Origin of the sequence: Kribbella sp. C-35 (genome assembly GCF_046549195.1) — a bacterium.
Taxonomy (GTDB): Bacteria; Actinomycetota; Actinomycetes; order Propionibacteriales; family Kribbellaceae; genus Kribbella.
In genome coordinates this window covers 219,384-241,036 of sequence record NZ_JAJPWG010000008.1, presented here as the reverse complement: position 1 = coordinate 241,036, position 21,653 = coordinate 219,384, and the positions used below count along the sequence as shown (strand labels likewise).

Genomic DNA, 21,653 nt, shown 5'->3' with positions numbered 1-21,653 from the left:
CTTGACCGGTTAAAGGCCGAGGTCGCGGAGGAACTCGGGCTTGTAGGCCTGCATCACGACGTACCGCGGGTCCGGGACTTCCATGTCCGCGTTCTTCGCGGCGTCACCGGCGGCGTCGTGCGGGCCGACCGGCACGCTCGGGTCGGTCCAGTCCTGCTCGGCCGGATTCCACCGTGTGACCGTGTACGTCGCGTCGAGGTGCTCGTCGGCCACCAGATCCTTCGCGGTCCGCTCGGCTTCCTGCGCGTCGTCGAGCGTGTGCGTGTACAGCAGCATCCGGTTCCCGTCCCGGGTCACCGTCACCTGACTCCCGAGCCGCTTCCGCGCGTCGTCATCCAGATCCAACGCCCGCAACCGATCCCAGAACGTCAACCCGTGCCCCTCGTCACTGAGCACAACCTCAACCCGAAACTCCTCATCCGCCATGGGCGACACCATACCTACTGACATTCGACGCAGGCTCAACGCGTGGCAATGGTCCGCCGCAGCACTTCTTGTACTTGACGCCAGATCCGCACCAGCACGGCTGGTTACGCGGCGGTGGCCACGCGATCCGTCTGCCGTCAGGCAGCTCATCGTGCCGGATCCTGGCATCGCGCAGGCAATCGAGCAGGCCGCCGTACGTCCAGGTGGCGATGGTGACGCGCTGATCCTGGGCGCGCAGCACTCGCTCGACCCTGCGGCAGTAGCCGTCCGCGTTCTCGCCGATGAAGTGCCTGCGCCATCGCACGGTGTCGTCGAACTCGCCGCGATCCCAGACCTGGATGCTGCCATCGCTCACCGTTGGATTGCGTAGCAGGTCGTGCAGCTCGGCCTCTCTGTCCGCCGCCTCATCCTCACTCTGGGCTCCCATGAGATCGAGCGCATCGAGCGGAAGCCCCAACGCCCAGTTCACGCGCCGGCGACCGGTCAACAGATCCTGGATCCGGTGCAACCCGGTGGTGATGTCGTCGGCGGTCAGCTGGTCGGCCGCGATCTCGTACCAGAACCGGGCTTCGTCCAACTCACCGCGCCTCTCGAGCAACTCGGCTGCGCTGCACCACGCGAAGCTGTAGATCCGATTGCTCGCCATCACGGCGTCGAGTTCGCTCCGTGCTTCGTCGTTCCTGCCCTGCTCGAACAGGAAGTCGGCATGGTCGACGCGGGCGTCATCACCAGCTGTGCCTCCCTCATCAATCAACTGCTGCCAAATCGCCAACGCTCGCTCAGCCCGTCTCATCTTCACGTGCTCCTGAGCGGCGATGAGCAAGGTGAAAGTCCGGCCAAGGCCGATGTCTGTCCAGTGATCGCGGAGCTCGTCCGCCAGCGGGTCTTCCATGCCGGGGAACGTATTCGGAACGGCCTCGCCGCGAGCGCGCTGTTTTCGACCTGTGGATATCTGGCTGCTCGCTCCCCGTGCGGACCTACCGCACTCACCAACGTCACCACCGCGGCGCCATGCCGTCCCTCCTGAGCGTGGCGGCCTGGTGCGGCTCCCGGTCCTCGCCCGCTTGGTGAGTGGCCCACGTCCGCCCTACCCGCTGGACGCCGACCGCCAGGCCATCACAATCGCGCAGTCGGCGCCGTTCGCCGCCTGGAGCGAGCGGCACATGCGCATTTGTGATGGCCTGGCGGTCGGCCGGGATGGACCTGGCAGTCCGCGGTGGTGCGCCGAGCGGTCGCGCCAACATGCGGGACAGGTGAATCGATTTCCTTCCATCGACTACAGTTCTTAGTCATGGAGCTGAGGCACTTGGAACACTTCGTGGCGGTGGCCGAGCAGAAGCACTTCACGCGGGCTGCTGAGGCGATGTCGATCTCGCAGTCCGGGTTGTCCGCCTCGATCCGCGCGCTCGAACGTGAGCTTCGAGCGAGTCTGTTCGTCCGCAACACCCGCAGCGTCGAGCTCACCGAGGCAGGGCGGGCGCTGCTCTGCGAGGGGCGACGTACCCTCGCCGCCGCCGAGGCCGCGAAGGACGCCGTCGCCGCGGTCCAGGGATTGCTGCGCGGTCACCTCACGGTCGGGCTCGAGCAGTGCCTCGGGGTGGTCGACGTACCGGCGCTGCTCGCAAAGTTCCGGTCCGCGTACCCGGGCGTAGAGATCGAGGTCCGCCAAGGCGGCTCCACGCCGATGCTCGACGAACTCGCGTCCGGCCGCCTCGACGTCGCGTTCGTCGCGACCGCCGGCGACCCGGTCGACGGGCTCGACCTGCGCCCACTGTCGCGTGAGTCGATGGTTCTCGTCTGCGCTCCCGACCACCGGCTCGCGAAGGCGTCCGGCGTGACCCTCGACGATCTGGCGGGGGAGTCGTTCGTCGATTTCGACCCGACCTGGGGCGCCCGCGCCATCTCCGACCGCGCGTTCACCACGGCCGGCGTCGCACACCCGGTGACGATCGAGGTCAACGACGTACACACCCTCCTCGCCCTGGTCGCCTACGACCTCGGCGTGGCGCTCGTCCCCGAACGCATCGCCGCCAAACGCGGCGACCACGTCACCGTCTCCCTGGCCCCCGGCACCGCCTCCGACTGGCAAGTCTCCGTCGCCGTCCCCACCGGCCCCGCCGCCTCCCTGGCCGCCGACGCCCTGATCGGCATGCTCCCCACGACGGCGGTCCACGCCTGACCTTCGGCGTTGCGATGATCCGGGTGTGATCACACCCGGACCACTCGTCCCTGACGGAGGCGGCTACCGGCACTCTGTCGAGGTCGCTGCCCCCGCCCGCACCGTCTATATCTCCGGCCAGATTCCGGTCTCACCCACCGGCGACCTCGCCCCGGACTTCGCCACCCAGTGCCGCCAGGCCTGGACCAACATCACGACCGCTCTGAGTCATCACGACATGGTCCTCGCCGACTTGATCAAGGTCACGACCTACCTGTCGGATCGCGCCTATCGGGCCGAAAACTCGACCATTCGCCAGGAAATGCTCGGCGACCACGCCCCAGCTCTCACCGTCATCATCACCGGCATCTACGACGAAGCATGGCTGCTGGAAATAGAAGCAATCGCCGCCAAGTGAGCGTCACGCGTACTGCAGGTCCGCCTGACTGATCTGAGCACCCGCGACAGTGAGTCGTAGTGGGCCGGCCAGCCATTCGATCCGGCCGGTGCCCAGTGGACCAGCAGCTTCTGTCCGTCAGGCCGCCGTTCCACGACACGTACGACGCGCAGGCTGCCCCCGATCACCTCGTTGCGAGCCCAGGTCCGGATCGCGTCCCGGCCGGTGATCGTCCGCGACACGTCGACGACTTGTCCATCCGGGCGGAACGCGTTCACGAGACCGTCGAGGTCCCGCCGGTTGACCGCGTCGACGTACGTCCGTGCCGCCGGCAGCACGTCGTACGGCGCCGTTGTACCCGCACTGCTCGACCCGCCGGTCCCGCTTGATGCGCCGGACCCGCTTGATGGAGCGGGCTCACTCGAACGGCGTCCCTCTTCGGGCGCGGCGGACGGTCGGCCGCAGCCGGCGAGGGTGAGGACGATTGCCGCGGCAACCAACGGTCCGACCGCGCGGGCAGCGATCACCGCTTGTCCCGGAGCAGGGTCGCGCCGACTGGTGTCAGACGCGCGAGCACAGCGTCGATGCGCTGGAGCGTGTCCGGGTGCAGGGTGATGTCCGCGGCCGCCAGGTTCTCCACGATGTGCGCCGGCGTACGGCTGCCCGGAATCGGCACGACCGCCGGATCCTGGTGCAGCAACCACGCGAGCGCGAGCTGACTCCGCGTGATCCCGAGGTCCGCGGCGAGCGCGTGAAGTGCGTCGTACGACGCGTTGTTCGCCTTCAGGCTCGCGGCGTCGAAACGCGGCGCGTTGTTCCGGAAGTCGTCCTTGTCCAGCGCCTGCACGGTGCCCGTCAGGAACCCGGCGCCGAGCGGGCTCCACGGTACGACGCCGACGCCGAGTTCGCGCGCCACGTCGAGCAGCTCGGGAGCGATCGGCCGCCACATCGACCACTCGGTCTGGACGGCTGCGATCGGATGTACGTCGTACGCTCGCCGCAGCTCCTGCGCCGTCACGTTGCACACTCCGAGGTGCCGAACTTTGCCATCGGCAACGAGTTCGGCCATCGCGCCGACGGTGTCCTCGATCGGCACCTGCGGATCCGGGAAGTGCAGGTAGTACAGGTCGATCACGTCGATGCCGAGGTTGCGCAGACTGGACTCGGCGTACCCGCGAATGTACTTCGGCTCCGCGTTCACGAGCAGCTGCTCGAACGCGAACCCGACCTCGAGGGGATGCGCCTGCGCACCTTCGCTCAGCCGGAGCCCGAACTTGGTCGCCACCGTCACCTCGTCGCGCCGCCCGCGAATCGCCCGCCCGATCAGGGTTTCGTTGTGCCCGCTGTCGCCGTACGCGTCACTGGTGTCGATGAACGTCCCGCCGGCGTCGATCGCCGCGGTCAAAGCCGAGAGTGCGCGGTCGTCGTCGATCGCGCCGTACATGCCGGGGGAGAGCACCATCGCACCGAACCCGATCGCCGGTACGTCGAGCCCGCCGAGGTTGCGTGTCTTCGTCATGCGCCCAGCATCGACGCGCACCCCGCCGCGGCACCAAGACCTGTTGATATAACCGTTGGTTATGGATGCGCACCTGCGCGAGCTCCGGTACTTCGTCGCGGCCGCCGAGGAATCAACCGTGACGGCCGCGGCCGCCCGCCTGTTCGTCTCGCAGCCCGCACTCTCCAAGCAGCTCCGCGCCCTCGAACGCCGCCTCGGCTTCGACCTCTTCGACCGCCGGCCGCGCGGACTGACCCTGACCTCGCAGGGGTCGGTCTTGCTCCCGGTGGCGAGGGAGGTGCTCGCCGCCTGGGACCGCGGGTACGCCGAAGCGCGGGCGGCAGCCCACCCGCATCAGCTGGTCGTCGGCATGCAGACCGCTGTCGGCCGTGACCTCCAACGCCCCGCCGTCGAACGCTTCCGCGCCACGCTCCCCGGCTGGACGGTCTCGCTGCGCCTGGTCGGCTGGGACGACCCCACCGCCGGCCTGGCCGACGGAACCAGCGACGTCGCCTTCGTCTGGCTCCCGATCTCCGCCGACTTCGCGACCCGCGTGCTGATCAGCGAACCCCGCTGGGTCGCTCTACCCGTCCAGCATCCTTTGGCGGACCGCCCTTCGATCCCGTTCTCGATGCTCCTGGACGAGCCGTTCGTGGCTCTTCCCGCGACAGCCGGCCCGCTACGCGACTTCTGGCTGGCCGTCGACGCCCGACCCGGTCCACCTGTCGTGGCGGCCGAGGCCACCGCCGCCGACGAGGTCCTCGAGCTGGTCACCGCCGGCGTCGGCATAGCCCTTCTCGCGGAAGGCAACACCGGCCTGTACCAACGTCCCGGCCTGGTCTGCCGCCCCGTCCCCGATCTCCCGCCGGCCGAGCTCGCGGTCGCATGGCGCCGTACCGACAACCGCGACGCCGTACGTGAGTTCCTCGACTCGATCCAGCCCTGAAGGCCGCCGTACACGCGGTTGTGTACGGCGGCCTTGCGACTCACCAGGCGTAGTCCTCCGGGGCGGTCTTGTAGCCCGGGAAGATCTCGTCGAGGCGGGTCAGCGACTTCTCGTCGAGCTTGATGTCGACCGCGCGTACGGCGGACTCCAGCTGCTCCATCGTCCGCGGGCCGACGATCGGACCGGTCACCGCGGGCTGGTGCAGCAGCCACGCGAGCGCGAGCTCACCCGGCTCATGCCCGAGTTCGTCCGCGAACGCCTCGTACTGCTCGATCTGCGGCCGGAGCTTCTCGAGCGTCTCCTTGGAGCGGCCCTCAAGGCGCCGTACGCCCTCGTTCTCCTTCCGGATCACACCACCCAGCAACCCACCGTGCAGCGGCGACCACGGAATCACGCCCAGCCCGTACGCCTGCGCCGCCGGCAGCACCTCACGCTCGATGTCCCGCTGGGCGAGGTTGTACAGCGACTGCTCGCTGACCAGCCCGACATAGTTGCGCCGCGCCGCCGCCTCCTGCGCCTGCGCGATGTGCCATCCGGCGAAGTTGCTCGACCCGGCGTACAGGACCTTCCCCTGCTGTACGGCGACCTCCATCGCCTGCCAGATCTCTTCCCACGGCGTGTTCCGGTCGATGTGGTGGAACTGGTACAGATCCACGTAGTCCGTCTGCAACCGCTTCAAGCTCGCGTCCAGCGCGCGGCGGATGTTCAGGGCCGACAGCTTCCCCTCGTTCGGCCAGCCGTCACCCATGTCGCCGTACACCTTGGTCGCCAGCACCGTCTTCTCCCGGTTCTTGGCGTCCTTGGCGAACCACTCCCCGATGATCTCCTCGGTCCGCCCCGGGTAGATAGCCCGCCCATACCCGTTCGCCGTATCGAAGAAGTTGATCCCCACCTCATGCGCCCGATCCATGATCGCGTGCGCATCCCCCACCTCGGTCAGAGGCCCAAAGTTCATAGTCCCCAAAACGATCCGACTGACATTCAGTCCCGTACGCCCAAGCTGAGTGAAGTCCATATACCCCACCCTCCCGCGCCCCCGCTAAGAGTTCCAACAGGAGATTTCGCATGATCCGATCGCCCGGACTTCTGAAAGTCCGCGCGGGGTAGCGGTCGGGCCGATGGCGCAGGGCTGTCAGGCGCCGGCCGAGAACAGCGAAGGCTCCGGATCGACGGCAGTCGATTGGACCAATGGTGACTCGATCTTGGCGTCGGCCCAGCTTCGGGAGATGGCTGTGTCGAGTGAGTCCTCGTCCACGCACCGGCCGAGCGCGGATGCCAGGACATGAACGGCGAGGCGAGGCGGGATCGCGTTGCCGATCTGTTGGGCGATGTCGCGTCCGGACCATGGATAGTCGTGAGGGAAGGTCTGCAGCACACCGGCCTCGGCGAGCGTGATTCGATCGTCCTGTCCGCCGGCCGTCTTCACCCGGTTGCGCGTGACCTTTCCGGTCACCGTGAACGCCGGTTGGTCGGAGGTACGACGCCCGCGCTTCTTGGGATCTCCTCCGGTCCCGTAGTTGGAGACAACTGTGAACGGTTCAGGCCGGTCGAGCGCCTCGTACATCGTCCGCCAGGGCCTGAGAGTCGAGTCGCCGTCGTTGCGGGAGATCTCTCGGCGGAACGGCCGATGGGTCGGTGTCGGGAGGGCTGCCTCGGCGTCGAGTCTGGCGACGAGGATCGCACGACGCCTGGTCTGGGGGACGCCGAACTGCTCGGTTCGGAGAATTCCGCAGTCGCAGCTGTACCCGATGCTCGAAAGTACTTCTCGCACCGTCTTCCAGACCGGCAGAACGGCAGGAACCTGCTCGAGAACGACCGCTTCGAAAGGATCGCCCGACCGATAGGCGTCGAGGGCCCAACGCAGCGGCTCGAGCACAAGTCTGGTCCGCTCGTCGACGGTCGTGAGCACGGACTCCGCGTCGTCGCCGGACGCCATGCTCCTCGCAGCGCTGACAACCAGGTTCAATGCGCGCCGACCGTCGCCGTTGCCCGCAACGGTGTACGTCTGGCAAGGTGGCCCGCCGGCGAGGATCCTAGCCCCGCGAAACTTCTCCGGCGTGTGGTCGCGTACGTCGCCGACGTCGTCGGTCGCGAGACCTGCCTCGAGCCGAGTAGCGCAGGCGTTCGGATCCCATTCGATTCCGACAGCTGTCACTCCGAGCCATCGCGCCGCGACGTCGAGTCCACCGGGTCCTGCGAACAGGTCCACCATGTCGAATTCCGCAGGCAGACCATGCCGATCCCGGGTCATGAGGCGAGAGTATATGGGCGTCGAGAGGCCCGACGATTCGCAACGCCGTAGGCGCGGGGCGTGCTACTGCCCCGCAGATCGTGAGAAGTTGGACTGCGTAATGGAGACCAACGACGCGACTGCTGAGGCGGCAGGAGTCCCTGCATCGGCCGAGCGGATCCTGGAGACCTCGGCGGGGACGTCGGCGAGGATGTCGCGTCAGGCGCGTCGTGACACCAAGCCCGAGATCGAGCTGCGCCGACGCCTCCACCGTCTCGGATATCGGTATCGAGTCAACTACCCGCTGCCCGGACTGCCGCGCCGGAGAGCGGACATCACCTTCAGTGCGAAACACGTCGTGGTGTTCGTCGACGGCTGCTTCTGGCACGGGTGTCCCGAGCACGGCACCAGCCCACGGAACAACGCGGCGTGGTGGGCCGAGAAGCTCAGGAAGAACGTCGATCGTGACCGCGAGACCGACGCTCATCTGCGCGATGCGGGCTGGACTGTTCTGCGGATCTGGGAGCACGAGGACCCTGATCTAGCGGCTCGTCGGGTCGTCGGGGCCTTGACTACCGAGAGGAATCCGGGTGACCGTACGTAACGTTCGGTCATCGGTCGCGATATAGCCGCCGGGGGACCTCGGGGGAGCGCACGGCTCCGGGTTCAGGCGCACAGCGTGCGTACGTTATCGACCGCAGGAGCGGAGCATGTCAGATCCAGAGCTGTACGCGGTGTTCGCCGAGTTCGCGAGAACTCACGGAGCAGCGGCAGCGGCCGATCGATTCAAACGGTCGTTGCCCGAGCTGGCGGAGACGTTCCGCAAGCAGTTCGAGGACGACCTGGTGCGCAAGGCCGGCGGAACATCGTCCGCGCGCCCGATTCTTGATCCGAGGCGTCGTCACCGGATGCAACGCCCCCGTCGTCAGGACGTGAACGCAGAAAGGTTCATGCAGGTCACGGTTGTAGATGCTGTTTTTGGGGGGCATTCGAGATGACTTACGCTCGAGACGCATGGGCCGCCGACCCCGCGCTTGTTTCGGAAGTCAGGGATCAATTCATGCGCGCGATCCGGTCGTATGAAATTCACCCCGACCTAGTTTCAGAGCATGCGAATCACGAGGAATCGATTCGCACAGGGGGTTACGCTCACCGAACTCTGCTTGAACTTGTGCAGAACGCTGCTGACGCGCTGTCCGGTGCAGAGAACGGCGATGGGCTGGGTGCCGGGCGAGTCGAAATTCTCCTGGATGTCGAGAACGGGACCTTGTATTGCGCGAACGCCGGTCGGCCATTCTCGCAGAGCGGACTGAGAGCCATCACAATGGCATACCTGAGCGGCAAGCGAGGAGATGAGATCGGCCGGTTCGGCCTCGGCTTCAAATCGGTTCTGGCAGTTTCCGGCGAGCCACAGGTGCTGAGCCGGTCCATCTCGTTCCGGTTCAACTCGTCGGAGGCCAAGGCGGCCCTCGAGAAGGTCGTGCCTCAGGCTAAACGGTATCCCATTCTGCGCACGGCAACACTTGTCGACGCAGTCGCCGAGATCGATGCGGATCCGATCCTGGAGGAACTGGCGGAGTGGGCAACGACCGTTGTGAAGCTTCCGAATGCGACAAATCTCCGTCGGCTGAGGGAGGAGATCGAAAGCTTCTCGTCGGAGTTCCTGCTCTTCGTGCACGACGTCCGCGAGATCAGGCTTCGAATAATCGGTTCGGAGCCGTTCGAGACCAGCCACATCTCCCGTGATCTCGGCGGCGGGTGCCTGAGGATCGAAGGGCCGGACGGCGAAGGGGACGAGTGGATTGTCGAGGATCGTATGCACTCGCCGAGTGCGGAGGCACGTAAGGAGGTCGGCCAGGCGGTCTCACGTGAGAAGGTCAAGGTAACCGTGGCTCTGCCTGCGCGCCAGGCTCGCCGGCGAATCGGTGAGTTCTGGTCGTACTTTCCGTTGCAGGACCGAACCTCCGCCTCGGCGCTGTTCAATGCGCCCTGGAGCGTCAACGATGATCGGACGACGCTCCTCCACAACGACTACAACCGAGAGATTCTCGGAACGCTCTCGGCGATGTTCGTGGACCTGTTGCCTGCTGTTCGGACCGACGACGACGTTGCTGCACACCTTGACTACCTGCCTGCTCGTGGACGCGAGATCCTGAGCTTCGGCGACAGGCTCCTGATTGCTCATGTCCCTGTCCTCGCTGCTGCCAAAGGACTTGTTCCTGATGCGAAGGGAGCCCTGAAGCACGCGGCAGACCTACTACCCCTCGATTTCGCTGTCGATTTCAAGGCAGAGATTCACAAGGCCTGGAGCGAGTCTCCGAACACGGGTGATGACGTGCCTTCGTGGCGCTGCTACGCGAACTCGACGCGCATCACGCGACTTCGTGACATGTTCACGGCCGGGGCATCCGTGGACGAGGTCTCCGCCAGCGGCAGGGACGACAAGCGCGCGCTGGAGAGCATGCCAAAGCGAAGTCTCCTCGTTTGGCTGCATGAATGGGCCGAAGGTGACGATGTCATCTCGGCGGTGCACGCGCTGCGGGTTGTCAGCGCCCATCGGAGTCTGAAGGACATCGATAAGGCCAGGGTCATCCCAACCACCAGGGGGCTGCGTGCATTGGCCGACAGGGCCGTCGTCTTCCTGAGCCAAGAGGTCGACATCGAAATCGACGGTGCGGCATTCGTCAGCCCCGAATTTCTGCAGAAGAAGGGAGTCGAGGATGATCTGCGAAAGGCAGGTTTCGGCGATCTCGACCCGAAGGCCGTACTCACCGCACGCCTCGCACGAATCTCGACTCATGGCACGGACGAGGAGCTGACGAGGCTTTGGGACGCCGTGTTGGATGTTCCCGTCCAGGTTGCCGTGAAGGTCCTCGGGGCCGAGGTCGACAAGGTCAAGGTCCCGACATTGGATGGTAACTGGGGTGTTCCGCGCCAGGTGTTCGACATCGACGAGTCGCTCGGTTCGGCATTCGAGCCGAGGACACTCGACCGGTCGAGGTGCCTGCCCGATGTCGCACATCAGCTGGGTGTGATCCGCCGTCCGGTCAAGGCGTATCCCGTCTCCGACGAACCGGCTTTCGACCGCTACAAGCAGTGGTTGTTGTCGACGCTGAATGAGCCGCGCGGGCCCGGTGAGCGGCCCATTGAGCGCATCGAGCTGGATTTCGAATCCGGCCCGGGACCGTTCTCGATGCTCTTCATGCTGCGCGACGCCGGGGCTTCGGAGTCGACACGGGAATTGTGGACCACAAGACTCTTGGGCGGAGGTGACCAGGACTGGATCTGCGAAGACCTCGACACCGGGCGAACCTATTCCGTCAAGTCACCGGTGCGTTGGGCGGCCGAGCACGCGGGGAGACTCAACACGAACCGCGGATACCTGGACCCGGCTGACGTGGTGGCGCCTTCGCTTGTGAAGTTCGACGGCCTGCTCCCGCTCCTGAAGGGACCGAGCGAGGTCGCGGAAGCGTTACAACTCCCCGATGAGCTGGATGCGGTGCCTGCGGCTGTCATGCGGGATGCTCTCGGAGCCGAGATCTTCCCACCGACGATCAAGGATTCGATCCTTGTGGAGTTCGTCATGGCAGCCTGTCGAATTGCCTATCCTGGCGCGCATCCGTCGAGCATCCCAGCCCGAGTCCGGAAGGCTCTCGAGGCCCGCCCACCGAATGCTGTATACCTAGCGAGCACCGACGAAGAGCAAGGCTATCTCTCGACGCGGCACCGTCCGTATCTTCGCGTGGGAGAAGACCAGATCGCAGAAGTAGCCGATCTTGTCGGGTGCAGGCGGTTCGACGAGAGTTTCTCGTTCTCGGTGCTCGTAGAAGGAGGGCAGGAGAGCGAACGGGTCATCGATGTCTATCCCGGCCTACGCGGCAGGATGGGCGCTGATCGGGTCGAGCACGCAACGGTCACTCGCGTGGCCCAACTCGCGAAACGAGTCACCACCGAGGATGGCGTCGAGGATCAGGCGATTCGGTGGCATCTCGACGGCTCGAATCTCGCTGTCGTCAATGATGTAGACGAGCGGCAGGTACTCGGCTTCGTCAATGACGCATTCGAGTTGAGGCTGAACAATGCGGACCTCTCGGCCGTGCTCAAGGCAGGGCTGGACCGTCAGCTCGAGGCACTTCGCATCGAGGCGACCGCAGCGGCCGATGACGCCGCGAGACTCGACGTCTACTTTGGACCGGACGATTTGCGTGAGGTGCTGCCCTCAGGGCTTTGGCAGGCACTCGAAGCCCAGGGAGTTGTAGACGGCAGGACCTCGGTCGCGAACCTGTTCTTGACGGTCTACGGGTCGGACTCTGTCAAGCAGTTACAGGCCAACTTCCGACAGTTGGGATTTCCGGACATTCCCACCGAGTGGGCAGGCGGTCCATCGACCATCTCGAGGCTTCGGCAGATGGGCTTCGGTGCGGAGTACGCGGGGCGACGTGCGGAGCGTCAGGATGACGAGTTCGTCGTCCCAGGTGCGGTCAAGCTGAATCCCCTACACAACTTCCAGCAGGGGATCAGTGAGGAACTCCGGTCGGTCATCACACAGAAGAACGCCGATGGTCGGTCTCGGAAGGCCATGGTCGAGTTGCCAACGGGCGCTGGAAAGACGCGCGTCGCATCCGAGACAGTCCTGCGCTTGTTCATCGACGGCGAGTTGCACGGGCCCGTCCTCTGGATAGCGCAGTCGCAAGAGTTGTGTGAGCAGGCCGTTCAGACGTGGAGCAACGTGTGGCGAGGCCTTGGCGACGAGCGACCTTTGACGGTCGGCAGGCTGTGGGAGAGCAACACGGTTCATGAACCCGACACTGAGTTCAGCGTCGTCGTAGCCACGGACGCCAAGCTGAATTCGGTCCTCGAGGACGACGAGTACGCATGGCTGAGGGCAGCGACCCTCGTCATCGTCGACGAAGGCCACAGGGCAGGCAACTCCCCGATGTACACGAAGATCTTGGACCTGCTGGGCATTGCTGGAACGGGTTGGGAGCGCCCGCTGATCGGCCTGTCCGCGACTCCGTTCAAGGGAACGTCCGAGTCGGCAACGACAGCGCTCGCCAGAAGATTCGGTAACCACATCATCAAGGCATTCGACGGAAACCCCTATCAGGACCTTGCCGATCTCGGGGTTCTCGCCCGCGTAGCTCACGATGTGCTGCCCGGTATCAAGGTAACCCTGAACCCGGGCGAGATCGAAAAGGCCAGCCGGATGCGTCGAGTCGACCCAGCCGTCCTGGACCGGCTCGGCAAAGACCAGGCCCGGATGGCCATCCTGGTGGAACACATCCTGAGCCAGGATCCGAAATGGCCGATACTCGTCTTTACGCCGAGCGTTCTGTCGGCGCAAGTGCTGGCAGCATCGCTAAGCTATCGGGGACGTCGGGCCGCCTCGGTCAGCGGGCAGACCGGTCGGCAACAGCGGCGCGAAGTGATCGACAAGTTCAAACGCCGTGAGATCCAGGTGCTGGCGAACTGCGACCTGTTGATCCAGGGATTTGATGCGCCTGGCGTGCGGGCCCTGTATATCGCACGTCCCACCTTCAGTCCGAACGCCTATATCCAGATGGCTGGCCGAGGGCTCCGGGGTCTTGCGAACGGGGGGAGCGACGAATGTCTGATCGTCGACATGGCCGATGACTTCGGCGACATGAGTCGCTTCCTCGGCTACCGCGAGTACGAACCGTTGTGGAAGGAGCAGGAGCTGTGATTCTGTCGCCGGATCTCAAGACAATCCTCGACACCACTGCGAGCGCCGCCGAGCGACTGGTTGCACAGCTCCTCCATGACGTGGACGGTGGTCCGGACGCGGTGGGCTTCCACTCGGTGAAGCTTCGCTCGCATCGTTATAAGCAGCAGGCCGAAGCGGACTTCGTCATTCTCTGGAAGGGAGTGGTCGTCGTCCTTGAGATCAAGGGAGGAGGGGTGCGGAAGGCCGACGGGAAGTGGTGGACGATCGACCGACGTCAGGACTGGCGGCCGTTGAGGGAGTCGCCGATGGATCAGGCCGACGGAGCGAAGATTGCGCTCCGCGACATCCTGCACCAGGAAGGTGTCGGCTGGTACGCCGACCAGCACGCCGTCATCACTCCTGACGTCGAGGATGTCGAGCGCGCAATCGGTTGGTATCCCTCACATTGGCTGGCAGCGGGCGACATGACGGTCGACGGCCTTGCACGAGGACTCGACGAGATCGCCGCGAAGGCCGTGCCTCCTGGGCCTGGCGTCAAGCAGGCGCGAGTTCCAGACATCCGCCAGAAGCTGTACGGCGAGTTCACAGTCCTTCCTCGTATCGACGCGGTACGTGGGGCCGTGTTGGAGGAACAGAACCGCGCCACGGCCGGGCAGGCAAGATATCTCGAAGGACTGGGCCGCACACCTCGCATCCTGGTTCTCGGCGGAGCCGGCACCGGAAAGTCGTTGGCCTTGGCGGAGGGCGCGAAGCAGGAGGCTGACCAGGGCCGCACGGTCCTTGTGACGTTCAGATCGCCCGGCCTGTCAGCTTTCTTCAGGACGCTTGTCGACGGCAGAAGGATCGATGTCGTGCCCTTCGGCGAGCTGGATCCTAACCAAGCGTACGAGGCTGTCTTCGTGGACGAAGCGCAGGATCTGATGAATGCCGAGGACATGGACAAGCTGGACGCTGTGGTCGAGGGTGGCCGGGCGACCGGACGTTGGCGGTTGTTCCTCGATCGGAACAATCAGGCGCATGTGGACGGTGCATTCGACGAGGACGTGTTCGAGCTGATCGCCGATGAAGCTGTCGAGTTCGAGCTGCCTATGAATGTCCGGAACACCAAGCACATCGTTCATATCGTGCAGGAATATCTCGGTGCGGACGTCGGCGACCCCGGAATCGTTCACGGTGAGCCGCTCCACTGGCACACCGTCGACGGCCCTGCAAATGTCGCGGCCGCCGAAGCGGTCGCTGAGAAGCTCGTTGCTGACGGCGCCAAACCGAGCTCGATCTGGATCGTAGATGCCTCGTCCCAGGCCGAACCCGTGACGACGAAGCTGGGGCTGACCTGTACGAGTCCCAAGTATGCGAAAGGGCTAGAGGCAGAACGTGTGATTGTCTGCAACCTGCCTGCTACGTTCGACCACGCTGGTTCGGCCGCGTTCTACGTCTCGGTGACGCGTGCCCGCGTCGGCCTACACATCGTTGTGTCCAACGCAGATAGGAAGCGTCTACAGGCGCTGCTGAAAAGCAAAATGAGGGCCGAATGACGCTGACAGAGGCACAGCAAGAGGCGCTGGCGCACCTTCGATCGGCGTATGTCGGTCCTGAGGGAGGCCCTGACGAGATCGTGTACAACGGACGGCCGGACCTGCAATACACGGTCGGGATGCTCTACCCGCCGGAGCTGCATCAGACCGATCCGACCAAGATCTCGGATGTCGAGCTGGACGACAAGCTTCACGCAGACGTCATCGAGGGAGATGTCGAGGATGCCAACGCGGGCGTTCCGCTTGCCGAGGACTGGCGTCCTTCGTCTGTCGCCGTCTCATTTGTAGTCGACGGTCCGACCGTTCTCTGTGACTTCGCGGGTGGCACTTATTCGCTCGTCGACGACGACGGACCGCCCAAGTGGCAGCGCTCGCCGTTCGCGTTCGAAGATCTCAAGCTCTCTGCGCAGGAGCCTCCGCGTGAGCTGAAGGTCGGTGACATCACAGTCCAGATCGGTTCTCGCTGGCGACCGTTCGGAAGCGCTTTCCTCGTCACCGTTCATGCCAGGGTGACGACGCCTGCGAGCGACGACACCAAGAGAAATGTTGCTCGCACCATCTATCAGGTCCGGCTGGCTGTGACGGCCGGACCTGAGGGTCGTTTCCTCGAGTACGACACGGCCGGCTCTCTCGATGTCGATGCCGAGGCCGCCGAGCTACGCCTGCGGTACCGCAAGCGTAAGACTTACGCGGTCGGGCACGGCATGGCAGCCGATTGGCAGATCGCGGAAGGCGGCGTGTGCGAGAGGATCTTCCTGGATGCTGTTCCGTCCTTCGTCGTTCCTGACGTCGAAACGATTTCCTTCGAGTCCGGCAGCCCTGCGGCCGAGGCACTTCGGCTCGATGTCCTGGCGCGTGTCGACACCGAGCCGGACGCGGTAGCCGCTCTCCTGGACGTATTCGTGCAGTCGTTCACCAGCTGGGTCGCGGAGCAAGAGAGCAGAGTGGCGGGGTTCGGAGCTGCTGCGCCGATCGCTGGGGCTGTTGTCGCGCGATCGAGAACTGCCGCCAGTCGGATGCATGCCGGGGTCGAGCTGCTGCGCCGCTCAGATCAGGGCAAGCTTCGCAGTGCCTTCGCGCTGGGTATGGCAGCGATGCGTCTGCAGATGAGGCAGATCAGGATCAACGAGGGTAAGACCTCTGAAAACGTCGCCGAGCCGACCTGGCGGCCCTTTCAACTCGGGTTCATCCTGGTATCTCTCGCATCCACGGTCGACGAACACCACGCGGACCGCAAGCTCGTCGATCTGATCTGGTTCCCGACTGGCGGTGGCAAGACGGAAGCCTACCTCGGGCTGGCTGCGATCGAGATGTTCCGGCGGAGGCTCGTACATGGCATCGCCGGCGGGGGCACCGCTGTTATCACGCGTTACACGCTGCGCCTCTTGACGGCGCAGCAATTTCACCGGGCTTCGGCGCTGATTTGTGCGATGGAGTTGCTAAGGCGACCCGATCGCTTTGCGGATGAGCGGGCTCAGGGCATGGCGCCGTTCTCGATCGGCCTGTGGGTGGGTAACGAGGTCACGCCCGGTGGTCGCTACGAGGCCAAGAAGGCGTTGGAACGCTTGTACAAGGCGAATAGGCCAGAAGAAGCCAATCAGTTCCAGATCGAGGGCTGCCCGTGGTGCGGCACTCCGCTCGTCCCGCGTAAATACTCGCCCGATCCTGAAGACTACGGAATGAGGCAGGTCGGCCAGGACGTTGTGATCCGATGTACCAACACTGGCTGCCCTTTCAGGGAGGAGTTGCCGGTCGCGGTCGTCGACCAGGTCATGTACGACAATCCTCCGACGTTTCTGCTTGCAACAGTCGACAAGTTCGCCCGGCTTCAGTTCAATCCCGAAGCCGGGCGCCTATTGGGCCTGAACACGCCGTTCCGCCTACCTTCGATGATCATCCAAGACGAGCTCCACCTGTTGTCCGGCCCGCTGGGCACCACAGTGGCGGTCTTCGACGCAATGATCCAGCGTCTGTTGGAATCAGCAGGCAGTACACCCAAAATCGTCGCCTCCACCGCGACAATCCGCGCATCCGAGGAGCAGGTACGCGGCCTGTATGGTCGTGAAGTTGCACTGTATCCACCGTCCGGGCTGGACGACGACCGCAACTTCTTCTCGCGCCCCGTTACATCGGGCGAGGGCCGCCTGTACGTGGGCCTGATGCCGCAGTCCGTCTCGCAGGCTTCGGCGGTGATTGCGGCTGTCACGCCGCTCATCGAGCTCCCGGAGGTTCTCGGCAAGGGGACCGTGTCATCGATGGATGACTACTGGACGGCGGTCCTCTACCACAACAGCCTGCGCGAGCTCGGCCGCACCGGAACTCTGGTGGTCGACGACGTGAACGCCCGGCTCGAGGCGCGAGCCGATCGTCTGGCGCTTGCCTACCGCAAGGTCCGTCCGGATCGCGTTCTCGAACTGACCAGTCGTCGCCGGCCCGAGGAGCTGCCCAACGACCTGCGCGAGCTCGGGCAAAGTGTCGAGGGTACGGATGAGGCGATCGACGTTGTGCTCTCCTCGAACATGCTGTCGGTGGGCATCGATATACCGCGCCTTGCGCTGATGCTGATGATCGGTCAACCGAAGACGACAGCGGAGTACATACAGGCAACGAGCCGTGTCGGCCGTGGAGATGTGCGCGGGGTCGTTACGACATTGTTCCGGTCGAACCGTGCTCGTGATCGTTCGCACTTCGAGACGTTCCGCAGCTACCACGAGTCCTTGTACCGGACGGTCGAACCCACCAGCGTCACGCCGTGGTCGGTGGCATCCCGTGAGCGCTCGCTGAGAGGCGCCTTGGTGCTGTTGATGCGACACAGCTTCGGCATGCTGGCCTCCAACACCGGCGCGGTTGAGATGAATCTCGATGATGGACAGCTGGCGTCTTCGATCGAGAAGTCTGTCGATGGTCTGAGACAGCTGGTGGCGAGGTCGGATGCCACCGAGGTCGACGAGACGACCGCCTTGATTCGGTCCTTGCTCAACGACTGGGACAGACGGGCAGGAGACGCCCGTCACGCCGGCCAGGAGATGGTCTACAACAGGAGACCCAACGTGGACCTTGCGCTGTTGAAGCGTTTCGGGCAGTCCGGTGAAGGATGGCTGGTCGCGGACTCGATGCGATCGGTCGAGCCGAACGTTGCTATCGAGGTGCGCGAGCCGATGGAAGGTAGTGACTGATGGAACCGATCCGGCACGACCTGAGGCTGTCCGAGACAGTTGCACCGTTCGGCGTCGGAGCGATTGTCGATATCCGCGGTGAGTCCTTGATCGCTCCAGACACATCGTGGTGGGACAAGAGATTCGCACCGGTGATTTATTGCAAGCGCTTGCTCGATCGCGTTGGCGGCGGTGAGTTGCGGCAGGCGCCGTCGCATGCAGGTATTGCGGCCAAAGAGACTCCGGGCCTCACCTACTGGCGATTCCCGGCGTGGCGATTCTGCGAGCGCTGCACGAAGGTATCGAAGCTCACCGGCAAGAACAAAGGTAAGTGGGTCAATAAGTGTGGCTGCGGAGGTGCGCTCGTGCCGATGCGCTACGTCGCGATCTGTGAGAAGGGCAGCCATCTCCAAGATATTCCGTGGTTCATGTGGACTCACCGTGGGCACGACTCCGGCGTGACCGATGAGGTGCGTTTCTGCAAGGCCTACAAGGAGCTCAGACTTGTGCGATCAGGCAAGCTCGGCGAGGGCCTGAAGGCGCTGACAATGCATTGCAATGACTGCAAGCGGTCGCGTTCCCTGGCCGAGTTGGTGGTTGAGCGGGCCCTGACGACCGACGGTATCAAGTGCAAAGGAACTCAACCGTGGATCGACGAGCAACCGGCCCAGCCATGCCGGCATCGATTGGTCGCGGTACAGAGGGGGGCCACCGGCAACTACATCGCGGAGCGGCTTTCGGCTCTCGATATTCCGGAGGAGACGCCGCGGTCGGAGGAAATTGCTGCGAACGTTCGGAGTCATGTCTACTTTGACAAGGTCGTGGCCGATAGCGGCGGACCGCAGGCGCAGATGGTTGCGGGGTGGATCGCGGACGAGTTCGGAACGACAGCCGAGCAAGTCCTTGCGATCGCTGCTGGAGGACGCAAGGCTGTGACGACCCCCCTTCTGCATCTCAAGGACGGTGAATGGGCAGCGTTCCTGAAGAAGCTCGAGTTGGGTCGTGACAGGACAGGCGACGACTTCGTCGTGGACGGATGGCAGGTCGAGCCGAGGCCCACGTGGCCGGTTGCGCTGACCGACCGGCTGGTGAACCTCGGGCAAGTCCAACGGGTACGTGAGGTCACGGCCTTGCTGGCATTTCAGAGGCACAACGCGGCGGCTGAACGCGTCAAAGCCGATTTGGGCCCCGATCGCGATCGCAAACCGGTGTACCCGGCGATCGAGATGTTCGGCGAGGGCATCTTTCTTCGGTTCGACGAGTCGCGAATGAGTGCCTGGGAGCAATTGCCGGAAGTGCGTGCGCGAGCTTCGATTCTCGCAGCACGCAGGGCGGAGTTGCCGTGGGCTGCCCGGCTCGATGTCCCGGAACCCCGATTCGTGGCGCTGCACACCCTTTCGCACCTCCTCATACGTAGACTGGCCTACGACAGCGGCTACTCCTCTGCATCTTTGCAGGAGCGCATCTACGCCAATTCCGAGCGGTCAGATCGCACGGCTGGGATACTGATTTACACGGCTGCCGGCGACGCCCAGGGAACGCTTGGAGGCCTCGTGAGACTGGGACAACCGGAAAGCCTCATTCCGTTGTTGATCGCAGCCCTCGACGAGGCCGATGTCTGCTCGAACGATCCGGTGTGCATCGAGAGTGACCGCCAGGGCTCGTCCAGCCTGAACTTGTCGGCTTGCCACGGCTGCTCATTGGTCAGTGAGACCTCGTGCGAAACTGGCAATCGGCTTCTCGATCGCCAGCTGGTTCTCGGCGGAACCGGCGTTCCTGGTTTCCTGGGCGACGTACTCGACGAGTTGCGGTCAAAAGCCTAGGCGAATCTCGTTTCGCAGTTCCGGGTCGACGGTCAGGTGATGCATGGCCGTTCGGGCGGCCGGCGGCTCGTTTTCGCTGTCGAGGTTCCAGCCGAAGTCTGCGGCGAGGTCGTCGACCGAGACGTAGTCCTCGGCGCGGTTCGTCGCCAGGCGCTGCTGAGTGACCGCACGGATCTCCGTGGCCTGCTCGGCATCCGCGGCGAGCTCCTCGAGTTGCTCCCAGCGGTTGAACGGAACGACCACGCCCTCCGGTCGACCGTCGTCGCCGAAGATCAGCGGCTCGGCCTGACCTGCGCGGAACCGCTGCAGCATTCGAGGAAGGTTGTAGGCCGCGGTTGCCGTATCGATCACGTTGACCCAGTCACTGTTCGGGCGATCCTGTGGTGTCTCCGTCGACATCTGAGCTCCTTCGCCAGCTATCTTTCCAGCCTAGAGGAGCAAACGGTCGGCAGGTTTCAAGCGAGGTTCCGTGGTCGTTGATCGAGGTCAGAATGCCGGTGAGCGCGGATTCGGTGTACCGCTCGATTTGTTCCTTGACTGAAGCTTTTATGGCGAGCCTGCATGAGTCGCAGCCAGGAGAGGCCGGGCCGGGTCCATCAGTCCTCCCCGCGGCTCCCGGTCAGACGCTATAGCTGGCGGCCGGGTGGGTCGTACCTGTCGCGTGGAATGGCGCGTGGCTTGTCTGCGGTTGGCGTGCGTCTGGTAGCGCCGGAGGCTGGTGCGACGTTGGATGCTGCGGCCAGCGCCATAAGGAGGTCCGGCGGGAGGGCCTGGCGGATTGGAGCAACGGCGGTGGACGGGCGGCTGTTCGGCGTGCTGGATGGGCGGACGGCTCGCAGCCGGGTTCCCGACTGACGGCCGAGGCGGGATGCGGCCTCTTCAAATGGGCGGTCGTCTCCTCGGTGCGCATAGGCGACCACTTGCCGGTAGGGCAGGCCGCCATCCTCGGACTCGAACTCACGATAAATGAGTCGGTGCGATGGCCCGAGTTCGATGTTGTGGCGAGTCTCGGGGATGACCGCGAGTTTGATCTCTGCGCAATCACTGAGGTCGTGGCGGTGATAGGAGAGGCGTTTGCCTTCAAATTCTTCTTCCAGGCCGTCAGCGAGCGCGCGAAGGCCGATCTGCAGTCCGCGGAACTCGCGCGTGCGCAGGCCGCCAGGGCCTTGCGTCTTTGCGGCCTGGCTCAGTGCCGCGAGTTGTTGCATGACCTCCTTCCGCAGCAGGAGGCGGTACTGCGTCATCGCGGCTTGAAGTCGGAGTCATCGATGTCCTCGTCGAGATCCCACCCGACCTCGGCTGCGGCCTCCTCGAGCGGAACCGAGGGTTGAGGATCCGCAAGGCGACGGTGGACTTCCTCATAGGCGTGATCGAAGCCCTCTTCGTCGGCGGCAAGAGCATCGAGGCGGCGCCAGAGGTCGAAGGGGATGACTACGGCCTCTGGTTGGCCGGCGTCGCCGAAGATGAGGGGCTCGGGTTGGTTCGCGCGGAAGCGTTCGAGCATCTGTGGGAGGAGCCCGGCTGCGGTGGACGTCTTGATGACCCAGACGCGGTCTCCATCGGGGAGGAGGTACGGCGTTTCTTCGGAGTCCATCATTGTCCTTCCAGTGAGTGGAGAATCGTCATCAGGATAGAAGTTCAACGCTCATGGAGACTGGAGTTATCCACAGGCCCGGGGATGTGGGTGTGCCACAGGTCGTAGGGGACTATGACGGCTTCTGGTTTGGTGGTGCCGAAGATGAGGGGGTCTTGGTAGCCGAGGCGGAGGCGGGTGAGCATGTGGGGGAGGAGTTCGGCGG

General features: G+C 64.5%; 18 protein-coding genes. 9 read left to right on the top strand and 9 right to left on the bottom strand.

Translation table 11 applies throughout. From position 1 onward, the window contains the following. Window positions 1-9 precede the first annotated feature (9 nt). Together ACLJOO_RS40715 and ACLJOO_RS40710 are read right to left on the bottom strand one after the other, a co-directional pair. Window positions 10-426, bottom strand: coding sequence for a hypothetical protein (locus tag ACLJOO_RS40715; protein WP_410793483.1), 417 nt, complete (start codon window positions 424-426; stop codon window positions 10-12). Beyond that, window positions 416-1,318, bottom strand: a complete 903-nt coding sequence (locus ACLJOO_RS40710; RefSeq protein ID WP_410793481.1) for an SEC-C metal-binding domain-containing protein — start codon at window positions 1,316-1,318, stop codon at window positions 416-418. The genes ACLJOO_RS40715 and ACLJOO_RS40710 overlap by 11 nt, the downstream gene beginning before the upstream one ends. Window positions 1,319-1,717: 399 nt before the next feature. Here ACLJOO_RS40710 and ACLJOO_RS40705 point away from each other — a divergent pair, with 399 nt between their 5' ends. Both ACLJOO_RS40705 and ACLJOO_RS40700 read left to right on the top strand, forming a co-directional pair. Then, the gene (locus ACLJOO_RS40705; protein WP_410793480.1) at window positions 1,718-2,605 is read left to right on the top strand and encodes a LysR family transcriptional regulator; all 888 of its coding nucleotides are present in this window, start codon (window positions 1,718-1,720) and stop codon (window positions 2,603-2,605) included. Between the two features lie 25 nt (window positions 2,606-2,630). Further along, entirely contained in the window at window positions 2,631-3,002 is a 372-nt protein-coding gene (locus ACLJOO_RS40700; protein ID WP_410793478.1) for a RidA family protein, read from the top strand. On the opposite strand, the gene ACLJOO_RS40695 is transcribed toward ACLJOO_RS40700, so the two are convergent. After that, window positions 2,954-3,508, bottom strand: a complete 555-nt coding sequence (locus tag ACLJOO_RS40695; RefSeq protein WP_410793476.1) for a nuclear transport factor 2 family protein — start codon at window positions 3,506-3,508, stop codon at window positions 2,954-2,956. The genes ACLJOO_RS40700 and ACLJOO_RS40695 overlap by 49 nt on opposite strands. Then, window positions 3,505-4,500, bottom strand: coding sequence for an aldo/keto reductase (locus ACLJOO_RS40690; protein WP_410793474.1), 996 nt, complete (start codon window positions 4,498-4,500; stop codon window positions 3,505-3,507). Before ACLJOO_RS40690 ends, ACLJOO_RS40695 begins: the two co-directional genes overlap by 4 nt. 61 nt (window positions 4,501-4,561) lie before the next feature. On the opposite strand from ACLJOO_RS40690, the gene ACLJOO_RS40685 reads away from it, so the two are divergent. Then, a complete protein-coding gene (locus ACLJOO_RS40685) occupies window positions 4,562-5,425 on the top strand; it encodes a LysR family transcriptional regulator (RefSeq protein ID WP_410793472.1) in 864 nt (287 codons plus the stop codon). Window positions 5,426-5,465: 40 nt separating this feature from the next. Here ACLJOO_RS40685 and ACLJOO_RS40680 read toward each other — a convergent pair whose 3' ends face one another. Further along, entirely contained in the window at window positions 5,466-6,380 is a 915-nt protein-coding gene (locus tag ACLJOO_RS40680) for an aldo/keto reductase (RefSeq protein WP_410793470.1), read from the bottom strand. 177 nt (window positions 6,381-6,557) lie between these two features. After that, window positions 6,558-7,676, bottom strand: coding sequence for a DNA cytosine methyltransferase (locus tag ACLJOO_RS40675; protein WP_410793468.1), 1,119 nt, complete (start codon window positions 7,674-7,676; stop codon window positions 6,558-6,560). Window positions 7,677-7,776: 100 nt separating this feature from the next. Here ACLJOO_RS40675 and ACLJOO_RS40670 point away from each other — a divergent pair, with 100 nt between their 5' ends. The 6 genes from ACLJOO_RS40670 to drmB all read left to right on the top strand — a co-directional run bounded on the left by ACLJOO_RS40670 (window position 7,777) and on the right by drmB (window position 19,854). Continuing rightward, entirely contained in the window at window positions 7,777-8,259 is a 483-nt protein-coding gene (locus ACLJOO_RS40670) for a very short patch repair endonuclease (RefSeq protein ID WP_410793467.1), read from the top strand. 106 nt (window positions 8,260-8,365) lie between these two features. Then, entirely contained in the window at window positions 8,366-8,653 is a 288-nt protein-coding gene (locus tag ACLJOO_RS40665) for a hypothetical protein (RefSeq protein WP_410793465.1), read from the top strand. A 62-nt stretch (window positions 8,654-8,715) separates the two neighbouring features. Continuing rightward, complete coding sequence (locus tag ACLJOO_RS40660) at window positions 8,716-13,359, top strand: sacsin N-terminal ATP-binding-like domain-containing protein (protein WP_410793463.1); 4,644 nt, start codon at window positions 8,716-8,718, stop codon at window positions 13,357-13,359. Next, window positions 13,356-14,876, top strand: coding sequence for an NERD domain-containing protein (locus tag ACLJOO_RS40655; protein ID WP_410793461.1), 1,521 nt, complete (start codon window positions 13,356-13,358; stop codon window positions 14,874-14,876). Before ACLJOO_RS40660 ends, ACLJOO_RS40655 begins: the two co-directional genes overlap by 4 nt. Continuing rightward, window positions 14,873-18,052 carry a helicase-related protein gene (locus ACLJOO_RS40650; RefSeq protein ID WP_410793459.1) on the top strand — a complete coding sequence of 1,060 codons (3,180 nt, stop codon included), beginning with the start codon at window positions 14,873-14,875 and terminating at the stop codon, window positions 18,050-18,052. The genes ACLJOO_RS40655 and ACLJOO_RS40650 overlap by 4 nt, the downstream gene beginning before the upstream one ends. Further along, on the top strand, window positions 18,052-19,854 hold the full coding sequence (drmB, locus tag ACLJOO_RS40645; RefSeq protein ID WP_410793457.1) for a DrmB family protein: 1,803 nt from the start codon (window positions 18,052-18,054) through the stop codon (window positions 19,852-19,854). Before ACLJOO_RS40650 ends, drmB begins: the two co-directional genes overlap by 1 nt. Here drmB and ACLJOO_RS40640 read toward each other — a convergent pair. From ACLJOO_RS40640 to ACLJOO_RS40630, 3 genes are all read right to left on the bottom strand, one after another. Then, window positions 19,843-20,253: a hypothetical protein gene (locus tag ACLJOO_RS40640; protein WP_410793455.1), complete on the bottom strand. Its 411-nt coding sequence runs from the start codon at window positions 20,251-20,253 to the stop codon at window positions 19,843-19,845. The genes drmB and ACLJOO_RS40640 overlap by 12 nt on opposite strands. 227 nt (window positions 20,254-20,480) lie before the next feature. Next, window positions 20,481-21,098 carry a hypothetical protein gene (locus ACLJOO_RS40635; protein ID WP_410793453.1) on the bottom strand — a complete coding sequence of 206 codons (618 nt, stop codon included), beginning with the start codon at window positions 21,096-21,098 and terminating at the stop codon, window positions 20,481-20,483. Beyond that, window positions 21,095-21,496, bottom strand: a complete 402-nt coding sequence (locus ACLJOO_RS40630) for a hypothetical protein (RefSeq protein ID WP_410793451.1) — start codon at window positions 21,494-21,496, stop codon at window positions 21,095-21,097. Before ACLJOO_RS40630 ends, ACLJOO_RS40635 begins: the two co-directional genes overlap by 4 nt. Window positions 21,497-21,653: the final 157 nt, after the last annotated feature.